Here is a 22,847-nt window from a genome sequence, read left to right as displayed (position 1 = left end):
TCGGGCCACTGTGACTTCCGGAAACGAGCTGATCCCGACTCGGCGTTCACGCCGTCACGGTGTCTCGACGCTCGCGGAGACGCCGGCCCCGTCCCCTCGCCGAGGTCCCGCACCGACCCAGCGGTGGTCCCGGCGCCGAGGTGTCCTCGGAGTCTTCGCCGCGTTCGCGGCTGTCGGATTCGTCGCCGCATACGTCGGTCCGACGGGTCTCGCACTCAGTGGCGCGAACGCCGAGCAGGGCCCGGTCATGTCCTTGTACGAGAAATCCGTGGGCGACGTGCAGAGCTTTGCGTCCGGCGAGCAGACCGATGAGCAGACGGCCGCCCGCGCTCTCGATCGCGACAGCTACTCCGTCTACGTCGAACCGGAGCCGGAGCCCGAGCCGCCGCCGCCCCCCGCCGTCGAGAGTTCCTCGGCGTCGACCGGCTGGGCGCCGCCCTTCGTGACGCCGGATCCCGGCACCGCCCAGGCGATCGCGTACGAGATGGTCCTCGGCCGAGGATGGGGCGATGCGGAGTTCGCATGCCTCGTGGCGCTGTGGAACAAAGAGTCGGGCTGGCGCGTGAACGCGTACAACGCCTCGTCCGGTGCGTACGGCATCCCCCAGTCGCTTCCCGGCAACAAGATGGCGTCGGCGGGGGCCGACTGGGAGACCAACCCGGCGACGCAGATCACGTGGGGCCTGGGCTACATCGGCGGCCGGTACGGCACGCCGTGCGGTGCCTGGGGTCACTCGCAGAGCGTCGGCTGGTACTGAGCCGGTGCCGCGGTCGAACCGCCGCCGTCCGGATCCGAGCGGCGACGACTCTTTCGAGCGCCTCCTCGCCGGGTGGAAGCGCACCGACGTGCGCCGTGGATGGGAGTGGACCGTGCAGCCGGTGTCGGCCGCGCAGGCCCAGAAGACGTACGTGTGCCCCGGCTGCGGACGAGAGATCCCCTCCGGCCTCGCGCATGTGGTGGTCTGGCGGGCGGACGGAGTGCTCGGCGACCGCGCCGACCTCGCCGCGCGCCGCCACTGGCATCAGCACTGTTGGAAGACGGCCTGACGGCCCCTCGCAGAGGATCGGTTGACATGGAGATCCGCGGACCGATGCTTCTCCCCGCGCGTCGGGAGGACATCGAACTGGAAACGATCGACGGGCTCACCCTCGTCGGCGAGCTCGCCCTCCCCGAGGATGGGGAGCCCGCGGCCACGCTGGTGACGCTCCACCCGCTGCCGACCGCCGGCGGATTCATGGACTCCCATATCCTCCGCAAGGCCGCCGGACGGCTCCCCGCCCTCGCGGACCTTGCTGTGCTGCGCTTCAACACCAGGGGAACGACCTCCCCCCGCGGGACCAGCGAGGGCGCGTTCGACGGCGGACACGGCGAGGCGTTCGACCTCGCCGCGGCGGTGGACTTCGTGCGCGAGCGCGGTCTACCCCGGCCGTGGCTCGTCGGTTGGTCCTTCGGTACCGAGATCGCGCTCAAATACGGGCGCGATCACGACATCGAGGGCGCGGTTCTGCTCTCGCCGCCTCTTCACCGCGCCACCGACGACGAGGTCGCCGCGTGGGCGGGAGACCCTCGGCACCTCGTCGTGGTCGTGCCGGAGTTCGATGACTACCTGCGACCGGATGCCGCGGCATCCCGATTCGCGAGCGTGCCGCATACGGTGCTGATCCCCGTCGAGGGCGGCAAGCACCTGTGGGTGGGGGAGAACCAGACCCGCCGCGTCCTCACCGAGATCGTCGCGGCGGTCAACCCCGACGCGCTGCCGCTGCCGACGGAGTGGGACGGACCCGTCGTCGAGGGGTGAGAGTCACCTCTCGTTCTGGCGGGGGATGACCACCTGGCGGTAGATGATCAGGATGCTCGCCGCCACGGGGATCGCGACGAGCGCGCCCAGCAGACCGAGCAGCGCTCCGCCCGCCAGGGCGGCGATCACGACCACCGCGCCCGGCACGGAGACCGCGCGGCCCATGATGCGCGGGGAGATGATGTACGCCTCGATCTGCATGTAGATGAGGTAGTAGATCGCGGCGACCAGCGCCGTGGTGGGGGAGCCGAGGCCGAGGCAGAACAGCACGATGATCGTCGAGCCCGTCAGGGTGCCCACGAGAGGGATGAGCGAGAAGAAGAACGCGATGACCGCGAGCACGGCGGGGAACGGCGCGTTGATGATCGACAGGAAGATCGCGCTGAGCACGCCGTTGATGATTCCGAGGCTGAGCTGGCCGATGACGTAATAGCCGACCGAGTCGGTGATCTGCTCGCCGAGATCGATGAAGCGGGCCCTCTTCGAAGCCGGCACGAGCTGGTAGACCGCGCGCTTGAGGTTCGGGGTGGATGCCGTGAAGTAGATCGTGAGGATCAGCACGATGAAGGCGCCGGCGAATCCTGCGAGGACAGCCCCGCTGACGGCGATGATGCCGCCACCGATCTGCTCGCCGATCGCCCCGACGTCGATGGATTCGAACCAGTCGTTGAGGTACGTGAAGACCTCGTCGACGTTGAGGGCCGGGAAGGTGTCGGACATCCACTTCCGGAGCTCGGTGACGGGGTTCAACCCCTTCGCGAAGAGGTCCTGGATGTCGGCGACGAGCTGGGTGATCTGGCCGACGATGATCGGCACGACCATGAGGATGATGCCGGCGAAGGCGGCCAGCACGGCGAGGATCGTGATGAGCACCGCCGCCCATCGAGGAAGCTTGCGCCGCTCGAGCCATGCCACGATCGGGTCCAGGCCGAGCGAGAGGAACAGCGCGGTGCCGACGTAGAGCAGGATCGTCGACAGCGTCTGGATGCTGCCGATCAGCAGCAGGCCGAGCCCGACTCCGAGTGTCGCGACGAATGCGACCCGGAACGGATTGTGAACCTTCATTCGGCCTCCCCGCCGTCCTCGACGCGATCGCCGAATCCTGTCTCGTCAGGATACGCACTGGGGACCCTCAGTCCGGGGAATGGCGCCTCCCGGGACGCTTTCAGGTCGATTTCGATAGTCTGAAATGTCGAATCGAGTGTCCGCGGCTTCCGGGCGGATATCGGAAAGGTGTTTCTTCGTGCGTTTCGTATGGGCCGTCGCGGCGTTCGTGCTCGCTGCGGTGATGATCGGGGCGGGCGTCGCCCAGCGGACGATCTTCCAGGGGCCCGACACGACCGTCGCGTCGATCTCGTCCTCGGAGCCCGCTCCCTACCTCGTCATCGACGGGTCCGTGCTGAATCAGTACGCCGGATCGCAGACGCTGCGTGCGCAGGGGGAGGGCGAGATCTTCGCCGCCTACGGCCGCACTGCCGACGTTCAGGCCTGGCTGTCGGACACCTCGTACAACTCCGTGACCGTGAGCGGGTCGGGACAGGTCGAGACAGAGCTGATCGAGCCGGAGGCGCCCGCCGAGCCCGCCGACGAAGCTGCGGCAGAGGACGCTGCGGCGGAGGATGCTGCGGCGGAGGATGCCGCGGCGGAGGAGGCGGCCGCCGAAGAGGCGCCTGCCCGCAGCCCCGTCGGATCCGACCTGTGGCTCGACGAGTTCGCCCAGAGTGACATTCTGATCGCGCCGCTCCAGCTTCCCGAGGGCATGAGCGTGCTCATCGCGTCGGACGGCGACGCGCCGGCCCCGACGACCGTGACGATCACGTGGCCGATCCAGAACGCGACCCCGTGGGCGGGTCCCCTCATCGTCGGGGGCGGGATCGTGCTGGCGATCGGCGTGATGCTCTACATCCTCGCCATCCGTCATGCGCGCCGCGCACGCGGTCCCCGACGCAAGGGGCTGCCGCTGCCGGTGACCGAGCCGATCGATCTCGCGGTCGAGGGCGCCGACAAGGGCGTCATCAGCTCCACTCCGTCCACCCGCCGCGCCGTGGGATCCGGCCGGCGCGCGTTCGCCGTGCTCCCCGTCGTGGCCGTCTCGGCGCTCCTGTTCACGGGATGCTCCGCCGACGCGTGGCCGCAGTTCTCCGCGACGCCGACACCGTCGCCCACCGCAACGGTCGTCGTGCCGGAGGGGCAGCAGGCGCCTGCCGTGACCAAGCCCCAGGCCGAGCGGATCCTTGCGCGCATCGCGGACACCGTCGCCGACGCGGACGCCGAGATGGACGAGAAGCTCGCCGCGACGCGCCTCGATGGCGTCGCGCTAGCGGCCCGCTCGACCAACTACGCCCTGCGGGGAGCGATCCCGGACTACGCGGTGCCTCCGGCGATCCTCACGAAGCCGCTCGAGATCGTCCTCCCGCAGGCGTACGACGGCTGGCCGCGCTCCGTCATGGCCGTCGTCGACGACGACGAGACGAAGACCTCGAGCATCATGGTGCTGACCCAGGCGGATGCCTGGGCGCCCTACAAGCTCTCCTACGTCGCGAGCCTCGAGGCGTCCACCACGATGCCCGACCTGCACCCCGTCTACATCGGCGCTGTTCAGCCGGCTCCGAACTCCCAGTTCCTCGCGATCGCGCCGGAGGACCTCGCGGCAGCGTACTCCGACATCATCAACAAGGGTGAGGACAGCGAGTTCTACGACATGTTCGAGGCCGAGGGCGACGAACTGCGGGAGCGGATCGCGGTGGACCGCCAGGCCCGGCTCGACGAGTTCAATCAGACCGCATCGCAGACCGGCAGCCTGACCTTCTCGTCATCGCCCGGCACGTTCCCTCCCTTCGCCATCGCGACGGTGGAGAGCGGGGCGATCGTCGCCGTCAACATCAACGAGACCGACACCGTCAAGCCGACCAACGAGGACGCGGTGATCAAGCTCGAGAACAACGCGACCGTGAAGGCACTGGCCGGCGCCGATCAGTCGGCGACAGGCTTCACGACCACCTTCACCGATCAGGTGTTCTTCTACGTGCCCGGTCAGGGCTCGACCGAGAAGATCCGTCTCCTCGGGTACTCGTCCGACATCCTCAACGCGAAGGTGATCAAGTGACCGATCCCTCATCGGGCGCCGCGCTGCGCGGCGCGGTGGACCTCTCAGCGCTGCGCAACCGGCCCGCACCGACGCCGGCGGGAGCATCAGCGGAACCGGGCGGTCCGCAGGCCGTCGCCTCGCTCGTGATGGACGTCACCGATGAGACCTTCCCCCAGGTCCTCGAGCTGTCCCGCACCGTGCCGGTCGTCGTCGACCTGTGGGCCGAATGGTGCGGACCCTGCAAGCAGCTGAGCCCGGTGCTCGAGCGCGTCGTCACCGAGCTCGGCGGCAGGCTGGTGCTCGCGAAGGTCGACGTCGACGCGAACCCGCAACTGTCGCAGGCGTTCCGCGCGCAGTCCATCCCGATGGTCGTGGCGCTCGTCGCCGGTCAGCCCGTCCCCCTCTTCACCGGGGCTGTGCCGGAGCAGCAGGTGCGCGACGTGTTCGCTCAGCTGCTCCAGCTCGCCGCGCAGAACGGCGTCACCGGAACCGTTCCCGTCGCGGCGGACGCCGGGACCGCTGAGGAGACCGGACCGGCAGAGCCACCGCTGCCCCCGCTGCACGCGGAGGCCTTCGCAGCGATCGAGGTGGGCGACTACCCGCGAGCGATCGCCGCGTATGAGAAGGCCCTCGCCGAGAACCCCCGTGACGCCGACGCGCGTGCCGGGCTCGGCCAGGTGCGCCTGCTGGATCGCGTGCACGGTCTCGATCTGCATACGGCGCGGGCAGCAGCGGCGGATGCGCCGACCGACGTCGCCGCGCAGTTCGCGGTCGCGGACCTCGACCTCTCGGGCGGACACGTGGACGACGCGTTCGGTCGGCTCCTCGAGCTGTTCGCCCAGCTTCCGGCCGACGAGCGCACCCCGGTGCGAGAGCGCCTCCTCGAGCTGTTCGCGCTCGTGGGCGACGCCGACCCCCGCGTCGTCCGCGCGAGGAGCTCGCTGGCCTCGCTCCTGTTCTGACGCGCCGCTGACCGACCCTCCGCTAACCCTGTGTGGGCGAGGCGATGTGGGCCTGCGGATCGTGTCGCAGCCACAGCACCCCGAGCGGCGGCAGCACGAGCGAAGCACGGCCGCCGTCGCCGGCGTACACCATCCCGAGATTGCCCACCCCGGAGCCTCCGTAGGCCTCGGCATCCGTATTGAGGATCTCGTGCCACACCCCGTGCTCAGGCAGATCCAGCTCGTACGAGGCGATCGGCACCCCCGAGAAGTTGCAGATCACCGCGACGGAGTTGCCATGCCAGTCACGCCGTGAGAACGCCACGACGTTCGGGTTCCACTGGGGAGCGCCCAGGCGGGTGAAGGCGGCGCCGTCGCTGTCACGGGACCAGAGTGCGGAGTGGTCGCGGTAGACGCGGTTGAGTGCGCCCACGAATTCCTGGAGCTGGGCGTGGGACGGCTGGTCGAGCAGCCACCAGTCGAGCGGTCTGCCCTCGGACCACTCGGAGAGCTGACCGAACTCCTGGCCCATGAAGAGCAGCTGCTTGCCCGGGTGACCCCACATGTAGGCGAGGAATGCCCGCATGTTCGCCAGCTTCTGCCAGTGGTCACCCGGCATCCGGCCGAAGAGGCTGCCCTTGCCGTGCACCACCTCGTCGTGGCTGATCGGAAGAACATAGTTCTCGCTGAAGGCGTACACGAAGGAGAACGACAGCTCGCCCTCGTGGTGGGAGCGGTACATCGGATCGCGCTTGATGTACTGCAGGGAGTCGTTCATCCACCCCATGTTCCACTTGAAGCCGAAGCCGAGCCCGGCCTGCGAGGTAGGGGCGGTGACGCCGGGGAAGCTCGTCGACTCCTCGGCGATCATCGCGATGCCGGGGTAGCGCTTGTAGGCGGTGGCGTTGACCTCCTGCAGGAATCCGATCGCCTCGAGGTTCTCACGTCCACCGTGCACGTTCGGGACCCACTCCCCGGGTTCACGGGAGTAGTCGAGGTAGAGCATCGAGGCGACCGCGTCGACGCGGAGCCCGTCGACGTGGAACTCCTCGAACCAGTAGAGCGCGTTCGCCACGAGGAAGTTGCGCACCTCGCTGCGTCCGTAGTCGAAGATGAGGGTTCCCCAGTCTCGATGCTCGCCGCGCCGCGGGTCGGCGTGCTCGTAGAGGGGCTCGCCGTCGAAGCGCGCGAGGGCGAACGAGTCCTTCGGGAAGTGGCCGGGCACCCAGTCCATGATCACGCCGATGCCGGCCCGGTGGAGCCGGTCGATCAGATAGCGCAGGTCGTCGGGGTGCCCGAACCGGCTCGTGGGAGCGTAGTACCCGGTCACCTGGTACCCCCATGAGCCGCCGAAGGGGTGCTCGGCGAGCGGCAGGAACTCGATGTGGGTGAAGCCCTGCGCCGTCACGTAGTCGATGAGCTGATCGGCGGCGTCGCGGTAGGACAGTCCCGGGCGCCACGAGCCGAAGTGGAGCTCGTAGACCGACATCGGGCGGGAGACCGGGGTTTCTCGCGCGCGGCGCGACATCCAATCTTCGTCCTCCCAGCGGTAGGAGGACTGAACGACGACGGATGCCGTCGCCGGGGGGATCTCTGCGAAGCGGGCCATCGGGTCGGCCTTGATCACCCAAGCGCCGTCGCGGCCCAGCAGCTCGAACTTGTAGGCGGTGCCCGCACCCACTCCCGGGACGAACAGCTCCCACACGCCCGTGCCTCCCATGGAGCGCATGGTGTGACCCATGCCGTCCCAGTCGTTGAACGAGCCGGTGACCCGGACGGCGCGTGCGTTGGGGGCCCAGACCGTGAAGGCGGTGCCGCTGCAGCCGTCGTGCTCGCGCACGTGCGCGCCCAGCACGCGCCACAGCTCCTCGTGGCGCCCTTCCCCGATGAGATGAAGATCCAGTTCGCCGATCGTCGGGGCGAAGCGGTAGGGGTCATCGGCCACGAAGTCCGGGGCATCCGGGTACGACGTGACGAGTTCGTAGCGTCTCAGGTCGCCGGAGCGCCTTCCTTCCCAGATGCCGGACCGGACGTGCTCGAGCGGCACGCGGGCGCCGTCCACGAACACCGCGGTGACGCTGCCGGCCAGCGGGCGTCGCGCACGCACGATCAACTCGGTGTCTCCGTTTCCGTCGGAAGCGGGATGGATGCCGAGCACGGCGTGCGGATCGTGGTGCGCTCCCGCGGCGACAGCGTCCAGCACCTCGTCTGACGGCGTCATGACTTCTCCTTCACGTGGAGGATGTGCACCGGATCGGTGAACGCATCGAGCATCACGAAGTTGTGATCGGACCAGGTCCAGCGCGCCCCCGTCACGAGATCCTCGACTTCGAACGGCTCGCCCGGCTCGACCCCCCACACGCGGGTGTCGAGGTGCACCATGGTCTGCCGTACCGAGTGCGGATCGGTGTTCGCCACGACGATGATCGTGTCGGTGCGGCCGGTGGGGGAGAGCGCCGCGGGAAGATGCTTCGCGTAGACGAGGATGGCGTCGTCGTCGCTCCAGTGGATCGTGAGGTTGCGCAGCTGCCGCAGGGCAGGGTGCTCGCGGCGGATCTCGTTGAGGCGACGCAGCCAGGGCGCGAGCGACTCGCCGCGCGCCTCCGCGCCCGCCCAGTCGCGGACCTTGATCTCGTACTTCTCGTTGTCGATGTTCTCTTCGGAGCCCGGGCGGGCCACATTCTCGAACAGCTCGTATCCGGCGTAGACGCCCCAGGTGGGTGCGGCGGTGGCGGCGAGGGCGGCCCGGATGGCGTACGCGGGCCGGCCGCCGAACTGCAGATACTCGGTCAGGATGTCGTGGGTGTTCACGAAGAGGTTCGGCCGCATGAAGTCGGCCGTCTCGGTGGCGATCGAGGTGAAGAACTCCTCGAGCTCCTTCTTGGTGTTGCGCCACGTGTAGTACGAGTAGCTCTGCTGGAAACCCGCCTTGGCCAGGGTCTGCATGACCTCGGGCCGCGAGAAGGCCTCCGCGAGGAACACGATGTCCGGGCGCTCGGCGTTGATCGTCGCGATCAGCCACTCCCAGAACTCCAGCGGCTTGGTGTGGGGGTTGTCCACGCGGAAGATGGTGACCCCCTGCGCGATCCAGTGGCGCACGACGCGGAGGACCTCGGCGTACACGCCCACCGGGTCGGTGTCGAAGTAGACCGGATAGATGTCCTGGTACTTCTTGGGCGGGTTCTCCGCGTAGGCGATGCTTCCGTCGGGAAGCCGCACGAACCACTCCGGATGCTCCGTCACCCACGGATGGTCGGGCGAGGCGTTGAGTGCCAGATCCAGCGCGACCTCGAGCCCGTTCTCCGCGGCGGCGCGGACGAAGGCACGGAAGTCCGCCATCGTGCCGAGCTCGGGTGCGACGGCGTCGTGTCCGCCGTCGGGAGATCCGATGCCGTACGGCGACCCGGGATCTCCCGGCTCGGCCGTCAGGGTGTTGTTGCGACCCTTGCGGTTCGTCATGCCGATCGGGTGGACGGGCGGGATGTACAGCACGTCGAAGCCCATGTCGCGCACGGCGGGCATGCGTGCCCGTGCGGTGCGGAGGTTGCCGGGCTTGACGCGCCCGTCCTTGAAGCGCTTCGCGCCCTCGCTGCGCGGGAAGAACTCGTACCACGAGCCGACTCCCGCGCGCTCACGCTCCACGAGGAGTTCCAGGAGCGGACCCTGGGACGCGATCGACATCACCGGACGCTGCGCGAAGAAGCGAGCGATCGCCGGGTCGCGGACGACGGCGAGTGCCCCCTCCACGCCGATCTGCTCGTCTCTCAGGGCGGTCGACGCGCCCGACAGCGTCTTACGTTCGGCGGCGGGCCGATCCTTCTCCGCTGCGGCGCGATCGAACAACAGCGCGCCCATCTCCCGCATCAGCTCGACGTCGACGCCGGCCTCGATCTTCACGTCCGCCGCGTGCTGCCACGTGAGGAAGTCATCGCCGAACGCTTCGAAACGGAAAGACCACACACCGTCCTCGAGCAGCGCGACCGTCGTGACCCAACGGTCCAGGCCGTTCTCGAGGGCTGTCACGCCGTGGAGCGACTCGTCGCCCGACGGCGAGTGAAGTCGGAGGTGCACCCCGATCCGGTCGTGCCCCTCGCGGAACGACGTCACCGAGAAGGGGACCGCCTCGCCGTTGAACGCCTTCGGCATGTAGGGCTCGCCGGGGATCGACGGGAACGGCTTGGTGAGGGGGATCCGTCCGGTCTTGGTCGCGAAGGGGGAGCGCTGTTCGCGAGCGGGTCGGAGGGGGAGCGCAGACGCGCTTCGCCACGGGCGATCGGGGGTCGGATTCTTGCTCGGTGCCACGACTCGAACCTACCGGCCGCGTCGACGCGTCGATAGGAGCTTGCGCGGCGCGTGCCGCGCCGCCAAGATCACTCGGCGCGGAAGAGGTGCATCGACGTGCCGGGCACCGGGACGACATCGCCCGGTTCGCGTGCGGGCGCCGACTCGGCGGGGGCTTCGTCGGCGCTCGACCACAGGGGCACGTAGCGCAGCACACCCTCGATCTCGGGCAGGGTCACCTGGGTCGGATGCTCGGTGCCGTGGACGATGAGCAGGATGCGGTTGAAGTCCTCGTGCTCCGGTGTGGATGCCGCGACGTACTGGAGCGTGCGGTGCGCAGGGTTCGTCCAGCGCTCGATCGACATCGTCTCGCCGTGCTCGTCGTACCACTCCATGACCGACGCCGAAGGCGTGTGCTCGTCGAGTCGCGCGAAGTGCACGGGGCGCAGCGCGGGGTTCTCGCGCCGCATCCGCAGCAGGTGCTGCACATGCGCGAACAGGTCGCGCTGCCAAGGGGCGTGGTCCCACGACAACCAGGTGAGCGCGGAGTCGTGGCAGTAGGCGTTGTTGTTCCCACGCTGGGTTCGCCCGAACTCGTCGCCGGCGGTGAGCATCGGGACTCCGGCCGAGAGCAGCAGTGTCCCGAGGAGGTTGCGCATCGCCTTCCGCCGCACGGCGAGAATCGCCTCGTCGGTCGTCGGGCCCTCCGCGCCGTGATTGAACGACCGGTTGGTGTCGGCGCCGTCGCGGTTCTGCTCGCCGTTTCCGAGATTGTGCTTGACGTCGTACGACACCAGATCGCGCAGAGTGAAGCCGTCGTGGGCGGTGACGAAGTTGACGCTGGCCAGCGGACCGCGCTCGACGGCGAAGGTGTTCGACGAGCCGGCGAGCCTGGTGGCGAAGCCCCCGATCCCGACCGGCGCGGTGGACGCGCGGCGGGCGTAGTCGATGTCGCTCAGCCAGAAGTTGCGGACGCGGTCGCGATAGCGGTCGTTCCACTCGCTCCAGCCCGAACCGAAATTGCCGGTCTGCCAGCCTCCCATCCCGACGTCCCACGGCTCGGCGATCTTCTTCACGTCCGCGAGGGCGGGGTCGTCGATGATGGCCCGGAGCAGAGGGTGATCGGGCGTGAAGTGGTGGGCGGCATCGCGACCGAGCGTCGCAGCGAGGTCGAACCGGAACCCGTCGACCTGGACTTCTCCGGCCCAGTAGCGCAGTGAGTCGAGGATGAGGCGGGACGCGGCATCCGTCGACGTGTCGATCGCGTTGCCGCAGCCCGTGACGTCGATGTAGGCACCGTCGTCCTGCTGGCGGTAGTACGCGCGGTTGTCGATGCCGCGCAGGCTGGACCGCGGCCCGCCGATTCCCTCTTCGGACGTGTGGTTGTACACCACGTCGAGGATGACTTCGAGCCCGGCCTCGTGGAGCAGGCGCACCATCCCCTTGAACTCCCGCAGCACCGCCTCCGGACCCTCGCGCCGAGCCTGCTCGGTGGCGTACTCGGCGTGGGGCGTGAAGAAGTTGAGGGTGTTGTAACCCCAGTAATTGGCGAGACCGTGCTGGAGCAGACGGGGCTCCGTGGCGAACGCGTGCACAGGAAGCAGCTCGATGCTCGTGATGCCGAGCGAGAGGAAATGCTCCACCATCGCAGGATGCGCGAGGCCGGCATAGGTGCCGTGCAGGGCCGGCGGCACCCCCGGGTGGCGCTTGGTCATGCCCTTGAGGTGGCCCTCGTAGATGACGGTCCGGTCCAGGGGCACGCGCGGCTTCGCCACGCCGCCCCAGTCGAAGCCGCCCTCGACGACCACCGAGCGCCAATCGTCGTAGCCGCCGCGGGCAAGCCCCCGCGAGTACGGATCGGTGAGCAGGGTGTTGCGGTTGAAGGTGTTGCCGGGCCCATGGGGTCCGTCGACGCGCACCGCGTATCGGGTTCCTGGACGCAGGAGAGGCGTCGTGACCTGCCACACGCCCCCGCCGACGGGCTCGAGTGGGGCGCTGTCGACTGCCCAGTCGAGGTCGAGATCGTCGAAGATCACGACTTCGATGGCGCTCGCGGCCCCCGACCACACCCGGAGCGTTCCGACGCCGTCGCCGAGCGAGACGCCGAGGTCGTCGAGATCGGTGCTGTGCAGACCCGGGGAGAGGGCGGTCGCGGCGGACTCGGGGCTGGGCATGCGATCTACAGTAGTGAGGGAGTGAGTCAGGGGCGTTACGCGGGCGAGGTCCCTGTGCACAAGCGAACGAACCCACCTGAGCCCATGCCGCACCGACGACCGAGGAGAGCCATGCCGGTCTACCTCGATCACGCCGCAGGGGCGCCGCTGCGGCCGGAGGCGCGGGAGGCGTGGCTCGCGGCGACCGAGGAAGTCGGCAACGCCTCGTCGATACACGGCTACGGACAGTCCGCTCGCCGGCTTCTCGAGGACGCGCGCGAGCGGCTGGCGGCGGTCGTGGACTGCGATCCGGTCGAGGTCGTCTTCACGTCGGGCGGGACGGAGGCCGTGAACCTCGCGCTCAAGGGTCTCTGGTGGTCCCGTGCCGAGGGCACGGACGCCGTGGTCCTCCCCGACGGGGAGCACCACGCCACGCTGGACGCCGTGGAGTGGCTGCGCGGCAGCGAGGGGGCCGTGGTCCGCCCGGTGCCGCTGTCCAGCCGCGGCGCCATCGATACCGCCGAGTTCACGCGGGCACTCCCGGGGGCCGCGCTGGCTACGGGGCTGGTGGCCAACAACGAGGTCGGAACGGTCAATGACCCTTCGGTCCTCGCGGCCGCTGCCGCCGCCGCGGGAGTCCCGCTTCATGTCGACGCCGTCGCGGCGCTCGGACACATGCCGGTCGGCTTCCGGGGGTGGCGGGCCGATGCCGACGCCCACGCCGGGCTCGCGGCGATGAGCGTGTCCGCCCACAAGGTCGGCGGTCCTGTCGGGATCGGCGCGCTCGTGGTGTCCCGTCGTGCGCGCCTCTCCCCGCTGCTCCACGGAGGCGGTCAGCAGCGCGGCCTGCGGGCAGGGACGCAGGATGTCGCCGGTGCCGCGGCGTTCGCCGTCGCCGCGGAGCTGGCTGAGACCGAGCGCGAGACGGAGGCCGCGCGTCTCGCGACGCTCCGCGACGACCTCGTGCGCGGTATCCTCGCCGCCGTTCCTTCCGCGGAGCTGCTCGGCGATGCGTCGGCCCGACTGCCGGGCAACGCCCACGTGCTCTTCCCGGGGGCCGGCGGAGACACGCTGCTCTTCCTCCTGGACCGGGAAGGCATCGCGGTGTCCACCGGCTCGGCCTGCCAGGCCGGTGTTCCCGAGCCGTCGCATGTGGTGCGGGCGATGGGGCGGACCGACGCGGAGGCACGCCAGGTGCTGAGGTTCTCGCTGGGTCGCACCTCGGTCGCGGACGACGTGACCGCGGTGCTGGCGGTGCTCCCGGAGGTCGTCGAGCGAGCGCGGGCGGCGTCCGGGGCGCGTCCAGGCGCGGGTTCGTAGACTGTTCGCATGAGGATCCTCGCGGCCATGAGCGGCGGTGTCGACTCCGCTGTCGCGGCCGCCCGGGCCGTCGAGGCGGGGCATGACGTCGTCGGCGTGCACCTCGCGCTCTCGCGCGCGGGCGGAACGCTGCGCACGGGCAGCCGCGGCTGCTGCACGATCGAGGACGCGATGGACGCGCGTCGCGCCGCCGACCGGCTCGGCATCCCCTTCTACGTGTGGGACTTCTCCGAGCGTTTCCGAGACGACGTCATCGACGACTTCGTGGCGGAGTACCGCGCGGGGCGCACGCCCAACCCGTGCATGCGCTGCAACGAGAAGATCAAGTTCGCCGCGCTCCTCGAGCGGGCCCTCGAACTGGGCTTCGACGCGGTCTGCACGGGCCACTATGCGACGCTCGTCTCCGGGCCTGACGGCCTCGAGCTGCACCGCGCGTCGGATGCGGCCAAGGACCAGTCCTACGTGCTCGGCGTCCTGACCGCCGAGCAGCTCGCGCACACCTACTTCCCGCTCGGCGCGACGCCCTCGAAGGCGGTCGTCCGCGCCGAGGCCGAGGAGCGCGGACTCTCGGTGGCGCAGAAGCCGGACAGTCACGACATCTGCTTCATCCCCGACGGCGACACGCGAGGGTGGCTCGCAGACAAGGTCGGTGCGACGTCCGGTGACGTCGTGGACCGCTCAGGCGCCGTCGTGGGCCGGCACGAGGGCGCCCACGCCTTCACGGTCGGACAGCGCCGGGGCCTTTCGCTCGGAGTCCCCGCGCCGGACGGCAAGCCCAGGTTCGTCCTCGAGGTGCGACCGGTCTCCAACACGGTCGTCGTCGGACCGAAGGAAGCCCTCGCGACGGCCGAGATCGCGGGGGAGCGGCACTCCTGGGCGGGCCGCCCGCAGCCCGAGGGCGAATTCACTTGCGATGTTCAGATCCGTGCGCACGCGGAGCCGGTACCGGCGCGCGCGACACTGGAGGCGGGAGTGATCACGGTCGTCCCCGAGACGCCGTTTGACGGTGTCGCCCCCGGACAGACCGCGGTTTTGTACGACGGCACGCGCGTGATCGGACAGTTCACCATCGACCGCACGGCATCGGCCGTCCCCGTCGGCGCCTAGCGCGGATGCGCCGTCCCGAGCGGCCCGCGCGCTGTCGGCGGGCACTCCTAGACTTGCCGCGTGACCGATGACGACGCCGCTCTCGACTCGCCCGCCGCCCTTCCCGCCGATCCGGGTCTCGAGGCATCGCGGACCGAAGCGCGGGAGCTGACCGAACGCATCCTCGACGCGCGTGACGCGTACTACGGCCGCAACGCCGAGATCGTCGACGACGCGACGTACGACGGGTGGATGCATCGGCTCGAAGAGCTCGAACGGCTCCATCCGGAGCTTCAGGGTCAGGACTCGCCCACGCAGACGGTGGGCGCGGCGGAGAGCTCGCTGTTCGCCCCGGTAGAGCACGCCGAGCGCATGCTGAGCCTCGACAACGTCTTCAGCCTCGATGAGCTGGGGGACTGGTGCCGGAAGGCCGAGTCCGGGGCGGGACGTGCCGTGCGGTGGCTCACCGAGCTCAAGATCGACGGGCTCGCCATCAGCCTGCGTTACGAGCGCGGCGTCCTGACATCTGCGGCGACGCGCGGCGATGGTCGCACGGGCGAAGACGTGACCGTCAACGCGGTCCGCGTCGCGGGCATCCCGCAGCGACTGGCCGGGTCGGGGCATCCCGAGCTCGTCGAGGTGCGCGGCGAGGTGTTCATCCCAGTCGCGGCCTTCGCCGAGCTGAATGCGCTGCAGGCCGACATGCGTGATCGTGCGGTCGAGGAGACCCGTGCACGCGGCCGTTCCTTCGACGAGGCGAAGGCGCGGCTGAGCGCCGAGCGCCGCTTCCCGTCTTTCGCGAACCCCCGCAACGCCGCCTCCGGCGGACTCCGCCAGCAGCTCGACAAGAAGGAGGGACTCGAGCGCGAGGCGGGACAGGCCCGGCTGGACTCGCTGCGTCTGTTCGTGCACGGTATCGGGGCATGGCCGCGGCCGCCGGTCGAGTCTCAGAGCGAGATCTACTCGCTGCTGGCCGAGTGGGGGCTTCCCACGAGTCCGTACTACCGCACCTTCGACGACATCGACGGCGTGCTCGGATTCGTCGGCCACTACGGCGATCATCGTCACGACGTCGAGCACGAGATCGACGGCGTCGTCGTGAAGGTCGACGAGCTCGCCCTTCACGACGAGCTCGGAGCGACCAGCCGGGCGCCGCGGTGGGCGATCGCCTACAAGTATCCGCCCGAACAGGTGAACACGAAGCTGCTCGACATCGTCGTCTCGGTGGGCCGCACGGGTCGCGCGACCCCGTTCGCGGTGATGGCGCCGGCGAGGGTGGCCGGCTCCGTCGTGCGCCAGGCGACGCTCCACAACCAGGACGTGGTCCGCGCCAAAGGCGTGCTGATCGGAGACACGGTCGTGCTGCGCAAGGCGGGCGACGTCATCCCCGAGGTCCTCGGGCCGGTCGTCGAGTTGCGCGACGGCACCGAGCGTCCTTTCGTCATGCCGACGGAGTGCCCCGAGTGCGGTTTCCCGCTCGCGCCGGCCAAGGAGGGCGACATCGACCTGCGCTGCCCGAACACGCGAGCGTGTCCCGCGCAGGTGCGCGGTCGCGTGGAGCACATCGGGTCTCGCGGTGCGCTCGACATCGAGGCGCTCGGCGAAGTGACCGCCGCAGCGCTGACGCAGCCGTCGGTCCCGGAGGTCCCGCCCCTCGAGACGGAGGCCGGACTGTTCGAGCTGACCCTCGCCGAGCTGGTCCCCATCGAGGTGATCGTGCGGGATGCCGAGACCGGTGAGCCGCGCATCGACGAGAAGTCCGGTGACCCCGTTCGCCGTGCGCCGTTCCGTCGCAATCCGACGGCGCTCGAGAAGAAGGACGGACTCGAGGGGCCTCAGCCGTCGGCGCAGGCGCTGACGCTCATCGACCAGCTCGAGCGTGCCAAGACGAAGGACCTCTGGCGCTTCCTGGTCGCACTCAACATCCGTCATGTCGGGCCGGTGGCTGCTCGGGCGCTGGCACAGTGGTTCGGTTCGGTGGACGCCATCCGCTCGGCATCCCGTGACGAACTGGCGGCGGTCGAGGGCGTGGGTGGCATCATCGCCGACTCGCTCACCGACTGGTTCGCCGTCGACTGGCACCGCGAGATCGTGGAGCGGTGGGCGCGCGCGGGGGCACGACTCTCCACGCCGGGTCATCCCGGACCCGGCTCCGCCGCTGCGGGCGGGGGCGTGCTCGACGGGCTGACCGTCGTGGCGACCGGAAGCCTTGAGGGCTACACGCGCGAAGGGGCCCAGGAGGCCATCATCAACGCCGGAGGCAAGGCGGCATCGAGCGTCTCGAAGAAGACCGACTTCGTCGCTGCAGGTCCGGGCGCGGGCTCGAAGCTCGCCAAGGCGGAGGAGCTCGGCGTGCGCATTCTCGATGCCGCGCAATTCCGGCTCCTCGTCACACGGGGTCCGTCGGCGCTGGAGTCCCTCGATCCCGACGCGGGCTGAGCGGCGCGGGCCGGGGCGTGGAGCCGAGGGGCCTGTGTCGTAGGTATGTTCTAATGTCGGAAGTCCCCGATGAGAGGACACCGAGATGACCATGATCCCCGATCCGGCCACGATCGCCTGGCTCGACCAGCAGGACAAGCGCACCGCGCAGACGATCCGCAGTCACGGCATGAGCATCGAATACGTCATGGGCGACATGCGTCATCGTCAGACGCCGTTCGCGTACACGATCGGACTGTTCGGATGGGGGCATCCGGAGCTGCTGGTGTTCGGACTCGATGCTCGCACCACCGGGCTGCTCCTGAACGATGTGGCCGATCGCGTGCGTGGCGGACTCGACATCGTGCCCGGCGAGCTCCTCGAGTTCGACGGCTGGAGCCACCGCGTCACTGTGGAGACGGTCCCGAATCCCGGCGAGATCGCGTTCGCGGCCAATCGTTACTATCAGCGACCGGACGAAGTCTCCGTCGAGCTCCTGCAACTGACCTATGACGATCGCGACGGCCGCTTTCCGTGGGAGGACGGGTACTCCACAGCCGTATGGATCCAGCCGCGACCAGGCTCATTCACCGCATGGTGACGCCGGGCGGAGGATCACGAGCCGGTGGTGAGCGTGAGCAGTCGGTCGCGAACCTGTCGGCGCAGCACCTTGCCGATGAGCGATGTGGGCAGCTCGTCCACGACGAAGATGCGGCGGGGCACCTTATAAGGGGTGAGGATGCCGCGCACCGAGGCGCGGATCTCCTCGATGTCGACGTCGGCGCCGGGCGTGAGGACGACGGCGGCGACGACCTCTTCGCCGGAGTGCTCGCTCGGAAGGCCGACGACAGCGGCATCCTCCACGCACGGATGCTGTCGCAGCGCACTCTCGACCTCCGTCGGCGCCACGTTGAATCCGCCCGTGATGATCAGCTCCTTGATGCGGTCGACGATGCGGACGAAGCCGGCTTCGTCGATCGTGACGATGTCGCCGGTTCGGAACCAGTCGTCGACGAACACCGCCTCCGTCTCCTCGGGCTTGCCGTAGTAGCCGCTGAACACCTGCGGTCCCCTCACGACGAGTTCCCCACGCTCGCCGCGGGGGACGTCCTGGGTCGGATCCTCAGGGTCGACCACGCGGCATTCCGTGCCGGGGAGCGGAAGGCCGACGGTTCCCGGGACCCGATTCCCGGCGACGGGATTGGCCATCAGCACCGGCGAGCACTCGCTCAGGCCGTAGCCCTCGACGAGGTAGCCGCCGGAAGCCTCTTCGAAGGGAACGACCAGTTCGTGAGGAAGAGCCATCGCGCCCGAGATCGCCACCTGCGTCCCGGTGAGGGGGACGCCCTTCTCCCTGGAAGCGGTGAGCAGCCGCTCGGCGATCGGCGGCACGAGCGGGAGGAAGGTGGCGGGGTGCTTCTTCGTGACGTCGAGGACCATGTCGGGATCGAAGCGCGGGAAGAGCACGAGACGCGCGCCCATCGACATCGCGAAGGTGAGGCACAGGGTGAGGCCGTACGCGTGGAACATCGGGAGCACGGCGTAGACGACGCAGCCGTCCCCGCGCACGATCGACGGGACCCACGACCGAGCCTGTGCGGCGTTGGAGAGCAGGTTGCGGTGAGTGAGCGACGCGCCCTTCGGGGATCCGGTCGTTCCGCTGGTGTACTGGATGAGCGCGAGGTCGTCGGTCCCAGGTTTCGGGTGGGTGAGGGGGAGAGGCTCCGCGCCCACGATGTCCTGCCACGCGACCGCGCCTGTCACCCGTTCAGTGAGGGCTTTCCGAGCCTCGCGCGCCTTCGCGATGGGCAGCCGCAGCGCGAGCCGCGTGCTCCACGGCATAGCCGCGGTCAAGTCCACCGAGATGATCGTGGTCACCGCGAGGTCCGCGGGGAACTCCTGCACCGTGCTCACGACCTTCGACCAGACGATCGCATGCTTGGCGCCGTGATCCTCGAACTGTTTGCGGAGTTCGCGCGGCGTGTAGAGCGGATTGTGTTCGACGACGACCGCACCGAGCCGGAGGATCGCGTAGAACGCCACGATGTGCTGTGGGCAGTTGGGCAGCACGATCGCCACCGGGTCGCCGGGACGGACCCCCCGTGCCTTGAGCGCGGCGGCGGCACGATCGATCTGCTCCCGCAGCGAGCGATACGTGGTCGTGCGACCGAAGAACTGCAGCGCGGGGGCATCGGGAAAGTCCTGTGCCGACGCCTCGACGATGTCGACGAGGGATCCGGACACCGGTTCGAGGTCTTCTGGCACGCCCTCGGCATAGCTGGCGATCCACGGGCGCGGCGGGTCATACGTCGTCACGGCGCCCAGCCTAAACCCCGTGTGCGCGGCGGACGCTGCCCGAGGACCGCTCGTCCGCAGGAGCCCGCCGGTCTCCGAATAGACTGTCCTGGTGTCTGAAATCACCCCCGATCTCGTGCGCCATCTCGGTGTGCTCGCCCGGATCCAGCTGAGCGACGAAGAGGTCGGCCGACTCACCGGCCAGCTTGACGTCATCGTCGACAACATCGCGAAAGTGTCCGAGGTCGCGACCCCGGACGTCGCGGCGACCAGCCATCCGATCGCGTTGCAGAACGTGTTCCGCCCCGACGTCGTCGGTGATCTGCTGACGCCGGAACAAGTTCTCCAGAACGCCCCGGATGCCGCGGACGGACGATTCCGCGTGACCGCCATCCTCGGCGAAGAGCAGTGAGGATGCCCGTGACCGAACTCACGAACCTGACCGCCGCCGTCCTCGCCGAGAAGCTCGCATCCGGCGAGGTGACGAGCGTCGAGGCGACGAGGGCGCACCTCGACCGGATCGCCGCCGTCGACGGTGACGTGCACGCCTTCCTGCATGTCAACGAGCACGCACTCGACGTGGCCGCCGACATCGATCGCCGACGCGCGGCGGGTGAGCACCTGTCCGCCGTGGCCGGTGTCCCGCTCGCGATCAAGGACGTCCTCGTCACCACCGACATGCCCTCCACGAGCGGCTCCAAGATCCTCGAGGGGTACATGTCGCCCTATGACGCGACGGTGGTCGCCCGCGCGCGCGCGGCCGGTCTGGTTCCCCTCGGCAAGACGAACATGGACGAGTTCGCGATGGGGTCTTCGACCGAGCACTCCGCGTTCGGTCCGACCCGCAACCCGTGGGATCTCGAGCGGATCCCGGGCGGCTCGGGTGGCGGATCGGCCGCCGCCGTGGCCGCGTTCGAGGCGCCCCTCGCTCTCGGGTCGGACACGGGCGGATCGATCCGCCAGCCGGCGCACGTCACCGGCACGGTCGGGCTGAAGCCGACCTACGGCGGAGTGAGCCGCTATGGCGCGATCGCCTTGGCGTCCAGCCTCGACCAGGTCGGCCCCGTCGCACGCACCGTTCTGGACTCCGCACTGCTTCACGACGTGATCGGCGGGCACGATCCGCACGACGCGACATCCCTCACCGACCTCTGGCCCTCGTTCGCGGAGGCCGCCCGCGAGGGCGCCCGCGGCGACGTGCTGAAGGGTCTGCGCGTCGGAGTGATCTCCGAGCTTCCCGACGACGGCTTCCAGTCGGGGGTCTCGGCGTCGTTCCGATCCGCCCTCGCCACGATGGAGGCCCACGGAGCCGAGATCGTCGAAGTGAGCGCGCCCCACTTCGAGTACGGCGTCGCCGCCTACTACCTCATCCTCCCGGCCGAGGCATCCAGCAATCTGGCGAAGTTCGACTCGGTGCGGTTCGGCCTGCGGGTGGAGGTGCCCGGAGGCACCGTCGAGGACGTCATGGCTGCCACGCGGGAGCGCGGGTTCGGCGATGAGGTCAAGCGACGCATCATCCTCGGCACCTATGCGCTGTCGGCGGGCTACTACGACGCGTACTACGGGTCGGCGCAGAAGGTCCGCACGCTCATCCAGCAGGATTTCGACGCGGCGTTCGCGCACGTCGACGTCATCGCGACGCCGTCTGCGCCGACCACTGCCTTCCGGCTGGGCGAGAAGATCGACGATCCGATGCAGATGTACCTCAACGACGTCACCACGATCCCGGCGAACCTCGCGGGGGTGCCGGGAATCTCGATCCCGTCCGGCCTCGCAGAGGAGGACGGTCTCCCGGTCGGCATCCAGTTCCTCGCCCCGGCGCGGGAGGACGCACGCCTCTACCGCGTCGCCGCCGCGCTCGAAGCCGCCCTGGTCGACTCGTGGGGTGCGCCGCTGCTCGATCGCGCCCCCGCCCTCGGAGGAGCCCGCTGATGGCCAAGGACAAGCTGATGGACTTCGATGCCGCGCTCGAGCAGTTCGAGCCCGTGCTCGGCTTCGAGGTCCACGTCGAGCTCAACACCCGCAGCAAGATGTTCTCCGGTGCCGCCAACCCGGCCCACGCGGACAATCACGGTGCCGAGCCGAACACGCTCGTCGCACCCGTCGACATGGGCCTGCCCGGCTCGCTGCCGACCGTCAACGCCGAGGCCGTGAGGTACTCCATCAGCCTGGGTCTCGCGCTCGGGTGCTCGATCGCGCCCTCGAGCAGGTTCGCGCGAAAGAACTACTTCTACCCGGACCTCGGCAAGAACTACCAGATCTCCCAGTACGACGAGCCGATCGCCTTCGACGGACAGGTCGAGGTGGAGCTCGCCGACGGATCGGTCGTGACCGTGCCGATCGAGCGGGCCCACATGGAGGAGGATGCCGGCAAGCTGACCCACGTCGGGGGCTCGACCGGACGCATCCAGGGTGCGGAGTACTCGCTCGTCGACTACAACCGCGCCGGCGTGCCGCTCGTCGAGATCGTGACGAGGCCGATCTTCGGAGCCGAGCACCGCGCGCCCGAGATCGCGAAGGCCTACGTCCAGACCATCCGCGACATCGTCCTGTCGCTCGGCATCTCCGAGGCGCGCATGGAGCGCGGCAACCTGCGCTGCGACGCGAACGTGTCGCTCCGGCCGCGCGGTCAGGAGAAACTCGGAACCCGCACCGAGACGAAGAACGTCAACTCGATGCGCTCGGTCGAGCGCGCGGTCCGCTACGAGATCCAGCGTCAGGCGGCGATCCTCGCTGCGGGCGGGACGATCACGCAGGAGACGCGCCACTGGCACGAGGACACCGGCACCACCTCGCCGGGCCGCCCGAAGTCAGACGCCGATGACTACCGCTACTTCCCCGAGCCCGACCTCCTCCCCGTCGCGCCCGCGCCGGCACTGATCGAGGAGCTTCGCGCCGCGTTGCCCGAGCCGCCCGCGGCCCGACGGAGGCGGTTGAAGACCGACTGGGGATTCACGGACCTCGAGTTCCAGGATGTCGTCAACGGGGGCCTCCTCGCCGAGGTCGAGGCGACCGTCGCCGCCGGTGCGGCGCCCGCCGCCGCGCGCAAGTGGTGGACGGGCGAACTCACGCGCATCGCGAACGCCGAGGGTCGAGAGGCATCCGACCTCATCGCTCCGGCTGACGTCGCCGCGCTGCAGGCGCTGGTCGACGCCGGAACCCTGACCGACAAGCTCGCACGCCAAGTCCTGGAGGGCGTCGTCGCTGGCGAGGGCACGCCGCAGCAGGTCGTGGACGCCCGCGGACTGGCGGTCGTCTCGGACGACGGCGCGCTCCTCGCCGCGATCGATGAGGCGCTGGCATCCCAGCCGGATGTGCTCGCGAAGATCCGCGAGGGCAAGGTGCAGGCGGCGGGTGCGGTCATCGGCGCGGTCATGAAGGCGATGAGAGGCCAGGCCGACGCCGCGCGCGTGCGGGAGCTCGTGCTGGAGAGGGCTGCGGCTTCCTGAATCGACGGCGCCGGTCGA

The 22,847-nt window shown here is 69.5% G+C and carries 17 protein-coding genes; 12 read left to right on the top strand and 5 right to left on the bottom strand.

What is annotated here, in order from left to right:
• Window positions 1–10 precede the first annotated feature (10 nt).
• The 3 genes from ACFQ0P_RS15165 to ACFQ0P_RS15155 are packed head-to-tail and all read left to right on the top strand — an operon-like array spanning window position 11 to window position 1,798.
• The gene (locus ACFQ0P_RS15165) at window positions 11–757 is read left to right on the top strand and encodes an aggregation-promoting factor C-terminal-like domain-containing protein (RefSeq protein ID WP_378772724.1); all 747 of its coding nucleotides are present in this window, start codon (window positions 11–13) and stop codon (window positions 755–757) included.
• Between the two features lie 4 nt (window positions 758–761).
• Window positions 762–1,046, top strand: coding sequence for a hypothetical protein (locus ACFQ0P_RS15160; protein WP_204979476.1), 285 nt, complete (start codon window positions 762–764; stop codon window positions 1,044–1,046).
• A gap of 26 nt (window positions 1,047–1,072) precedes the next feature.
• Window positions 1,073–1,798, top strand: a complete 726-nt coding sequence (locus ACFQ0P_RS15155; RefSeq protein WP_204979475.1) for an alpha/beta hydrolase — start codon at window positions 1,073–1,075, stop codon at window positions 1,796–1,798.
• 3 nt (window positions 1,799–1,801) lie between these two features.
• On the opposite strand, the gene ACFQ0P_RS15150 is transcribed toward ACFQ0P_RS15155, so the two are convergent.
• Window positions 1,802–2,863 (bottom strand): AI-2E family transporter, encoded by a 1,062-nt coding sequence (locus tag ACFQ0P_RS15150; protein ID WP_204979474.1) that lies wholly within the window; start codon window positions 2,861–2,863, stop codon window positions 1,802–1,804.
• 178 nt (window positions 2,864–3,041) lie between these two features.
• On the opposite strand from ACFQ0P_RS15150, the gene ACFQ0P_RS15145 reads away from it, so the two are divergent.
• Together ACFQ0P_RS15145 and ACFQ0P_RS15140 are read left to right on the top strand one after the other, a co-directional pair.
• Window positions 3,042–4,904, top strand: a complete 1,863-nt coding sequence (locus tag ACFQ0P_RS15145; RefSeq protein WP_204979473.1) for a glycosyl transferase — start codon at window positions 3,042–3,044, stop codon at window positions 4,902–4,904.
• Entirely contained in the window at window positions 4,901–5,848 is a 948-nt protein-coding gene (locus ACFQ0P_RS15140; RefSeq protein ID WP_204979472.1) for a tetratricopeptide repeat protein, read from the top strand. The genes ACFQ0P_RS15145 and ACFQ0P_RS15140 overlap by 4 nt, the downstream gene beginning before the upstream one ends.
• A gap of 22 nt (window positions 5,849–5,870) precedes the next feature.
• Here the strand turns inward: ACFQ0P_RS15140 and glgB are convergent, their stop codons facing one another.
• The 3 genes from glgB to glgX all read right to left on the bottom strand — a co-directional run bounded on the left by glgB (window position 5,871) and on the right by glgX (window position 12,282).
• Window positions 5,871–8,048, bottom strand: a complete 2,178-nt coding sequence (glgB, locus tag ACFQ0P_RS15135; protein ID WP_204979471.1) for a 1,4-alpha-glucan branching protein GlgB — start codon at window positions 8,046–8,048, stop codon at window positions 5,871–5,873.
• Entirely contained in the window at window positions 8,045–9,973 is a 1,929-nt protein-coding gene (locus tag ACFQ0P_RS15130) for a maltotransferase domain-containing protein (RefSeq protein ID WP_378772922.1), read from the bottom strand. Before ACFQ0P_RS15130 ends, glgB begins: the two co-directional genes overlap by 4 nt.
• 224 nt (window positions 9,974–10,197) lie before the next feature.
• The gene (gene glgX / locus ACFQ0P_RS15125; protein WP_204979469.1) at window positions 10,198–12,282 is read right to left on the bottom strand and encodes a glycogen debranching protein GlgX; all 2,085 of its coding nucleotides are present in this window, start codon (window positions 12,280–12,282) and stop codon (window positions 10,198–10,200) included.
• A gap of 111 nt (window positions 12,283–12,393) precedes the next feature.
• Here glgX and ACFQ0P_RS15120 point away from each other — a divergent pair, with 111 nt between their 5' ends.
• The 4 genes from ACFQ0P_RS15120 (at window position 12,394) to ACFQ0P_RS15105 (ending at window position 17,686) form a co-directional block, all read left to right on the top strand.
• Complete coding sequence (locus ACFQ0P_RS15120; protein WP_204979468.1) at window positions 12,394–13,581, top strand: cysteine desulfurase family protein; 1,188 nt, start codon at window positions 12,394–12,396, stop codon at window positions 13,579–13,581.
• A gap of 9 nt (window positions 13,582–13,590) precedes the next feature.
• Complete coding sequence (mnmA, locus tag ACFQ0P_RS15115; RefSeq protein WP_204979467.1) at window positions 13,591–14,688, top strand: tRNA 2-thiouridine(34) synthase MnmA; 1,098 nt, start codon at window positions 13,591–13,593, stop codon at window positions 14,686–14,688.
• Window positions 14,689–14,748: 60 nt separating this feature from the next.
• On the top strand, window positions 14,749–17,106 hold the full coding sequence (ligA, locus tag ACFQ0P_RS15110; RefSeq protein ID WP_204979466.1) for an NAD-dependent DNA ligase LigA: 2,358 nt from the start codon (window positions 14,749–14,751) through the stop codon (window positions 17,104–17,106).
• Between the two features lie 85 nt (window positions 17,107–17,191).
• A complete protein-coding gene (locus ACFQ0P_RS15105) occupies window positions 17,192–17,686 on the top strand; it encodes a DUF4262 domain-containing protein (protein ID WP_204979465.1) in 495 nt (164 codons plus the stop codon).
• Window positions 17,687–17,700: 14 nt separating this feature from the next.
• On the opposite strand, the gene ACFQ0P_RS15100 is transcribed toward ACFQ0P_RS15105, so the two are convergent.
• Entirely contained in the window at window positions 17,701–19,401 is a 1,701-nt protein-coding gene (locus ACFQ0P_RS15100) for a long-chain-fatty-acid--CoA ligase (protein ID WP_204979464.1), read from the bottom strand.
• Between the two features lie 91 nt (window positions 19,402–19,492).
• On the opposite strand from ACFQ0P_RS15100, the gene gatC reads away from it, so the two are divergent.
• From gatC to gatB, 3 genes are read left to right on the top strand one after another with little or no spacing between them, the layout of a single operon-like run.
• Window positions 19,493–19,792, top strand: a complete 300-nt coding sequence (gene gatC, locus ACFQ0P_RS15095; protein WP_204979463.1) for an Asp-tRNA(Asn)/Glu-tRNA(Gln) amidotransferase subunit GatC — start codon at window positions 19,493–19,495, stop codon at window positions 19,790–19,792.
• An 8-nt stretch (window positions 19,793–19,800) separates the two neighbouring features.
• Window positions 19,801–21,312 (top strand): Asp-tRNA(Asn)/Glu-tRNA(Gln) amidotransferase subunit GatA, encoded by a 1,512-nt coding sequence (gatA, locus tag ACFQ0P_RS15090; protein ID WP_204979462.1) that lies wholly within the window; start codon window positions 19,801–19,803, stop codon window positions 21,310–21,312.
• Window positions 21,312–22,829, top strand: a complete 1,518-nt coding sequence (gene gatB, locus ACFQ0P_RS15085; protein WP_204979461.1) for an Asp-tRNA(Asn)/Glu-tRNA(Gln) amidotransferase subunit GatB — start codon at window positions 21,312–21,314, stop codon at window positions 22,827–22,829. Before gatA ends, gatB begins: the two co-directional genes overlap by 1 nt.
• The last annotated feature ends 18 nt before the right edge of the window (window positions 22,830–22,847 follow it).

Source organism: Microbacterium insulae, assembly GCF_042677065.1.
Lineage (GTDB): Bacteria > Actinomycetota > Actinomycetes > Actinomycetales > Microbacteriaceae > Microbacterium > Microbacterium insulae.
The sequence above is the reverse complement of the archived record's forward strand: the minus strand, read 5'-3'. Positions and strand labels throughout refer to the sequence as shown.

Coding starts and splice junctions, on each gene's coding strand:
- ACFQ0P_RS15155 (WP_204979475.1), top strand. CDS start 1,073: ATGGAGATCCGCGGACCGATGCTTCTCCCCGCGCGTCGGGAGGACATC.
- ACFQ0P_RS15130 (WP_378772922.1), bottom strand. CDS start 9,973: ATGCCGAAGGCGTTCAACGGCGAGGCGGTCCCCTTCTCGGTGACGTCG.
- mnmA (WP_204979467.1), top strand. CDS start 13,591: ATGAGGATCCTCGCGGCCATGAGCGGCGGTGTCGACTCCGCTGTCGCG.
- ACFQ0P_RS15120 (WP_204979468.1), top strand. CDS start 12,394: ATGCCGGTCTACCTCGATCACGCCGCAGGGGCGCCGCTGCGGCCGGAG.
- ACFQ0P_RS15105 (WP_204979465.1), top strand. CDS start 17,192: ATGACCATGATCCCCGATCCGGCCACGATCGCCTGGCTCGACCAGCAG.
- ACFQ0P_RS15150 (WP_204979474.1), bottom strand. CDS start 2,863: ATGAAGGTTCACAATCCGTTCCGGGTCGCATTCGTCGCGACACTCGGA.
- glgX (WP_204979469.1), bottom strand. CDS start 12,282: ATGCCCAGCCCCGAGTCCGCCGCGACCGCCCTCTCCCCGGGTCTGCAC.
- glgB (WP_204979471.1), bottom strand. CDS start 8,048: ATGACGCCGTCAGACGAGGTGCTGGACGCTGTCGCCGCGGGAGCGCAC.
- gatB (WP_204979461.1), top strand. CDS start 21,312: ATGGCCAAGGACAAGCTGATGGACTTCGATGCCGCGCTCGAGCAGTTC.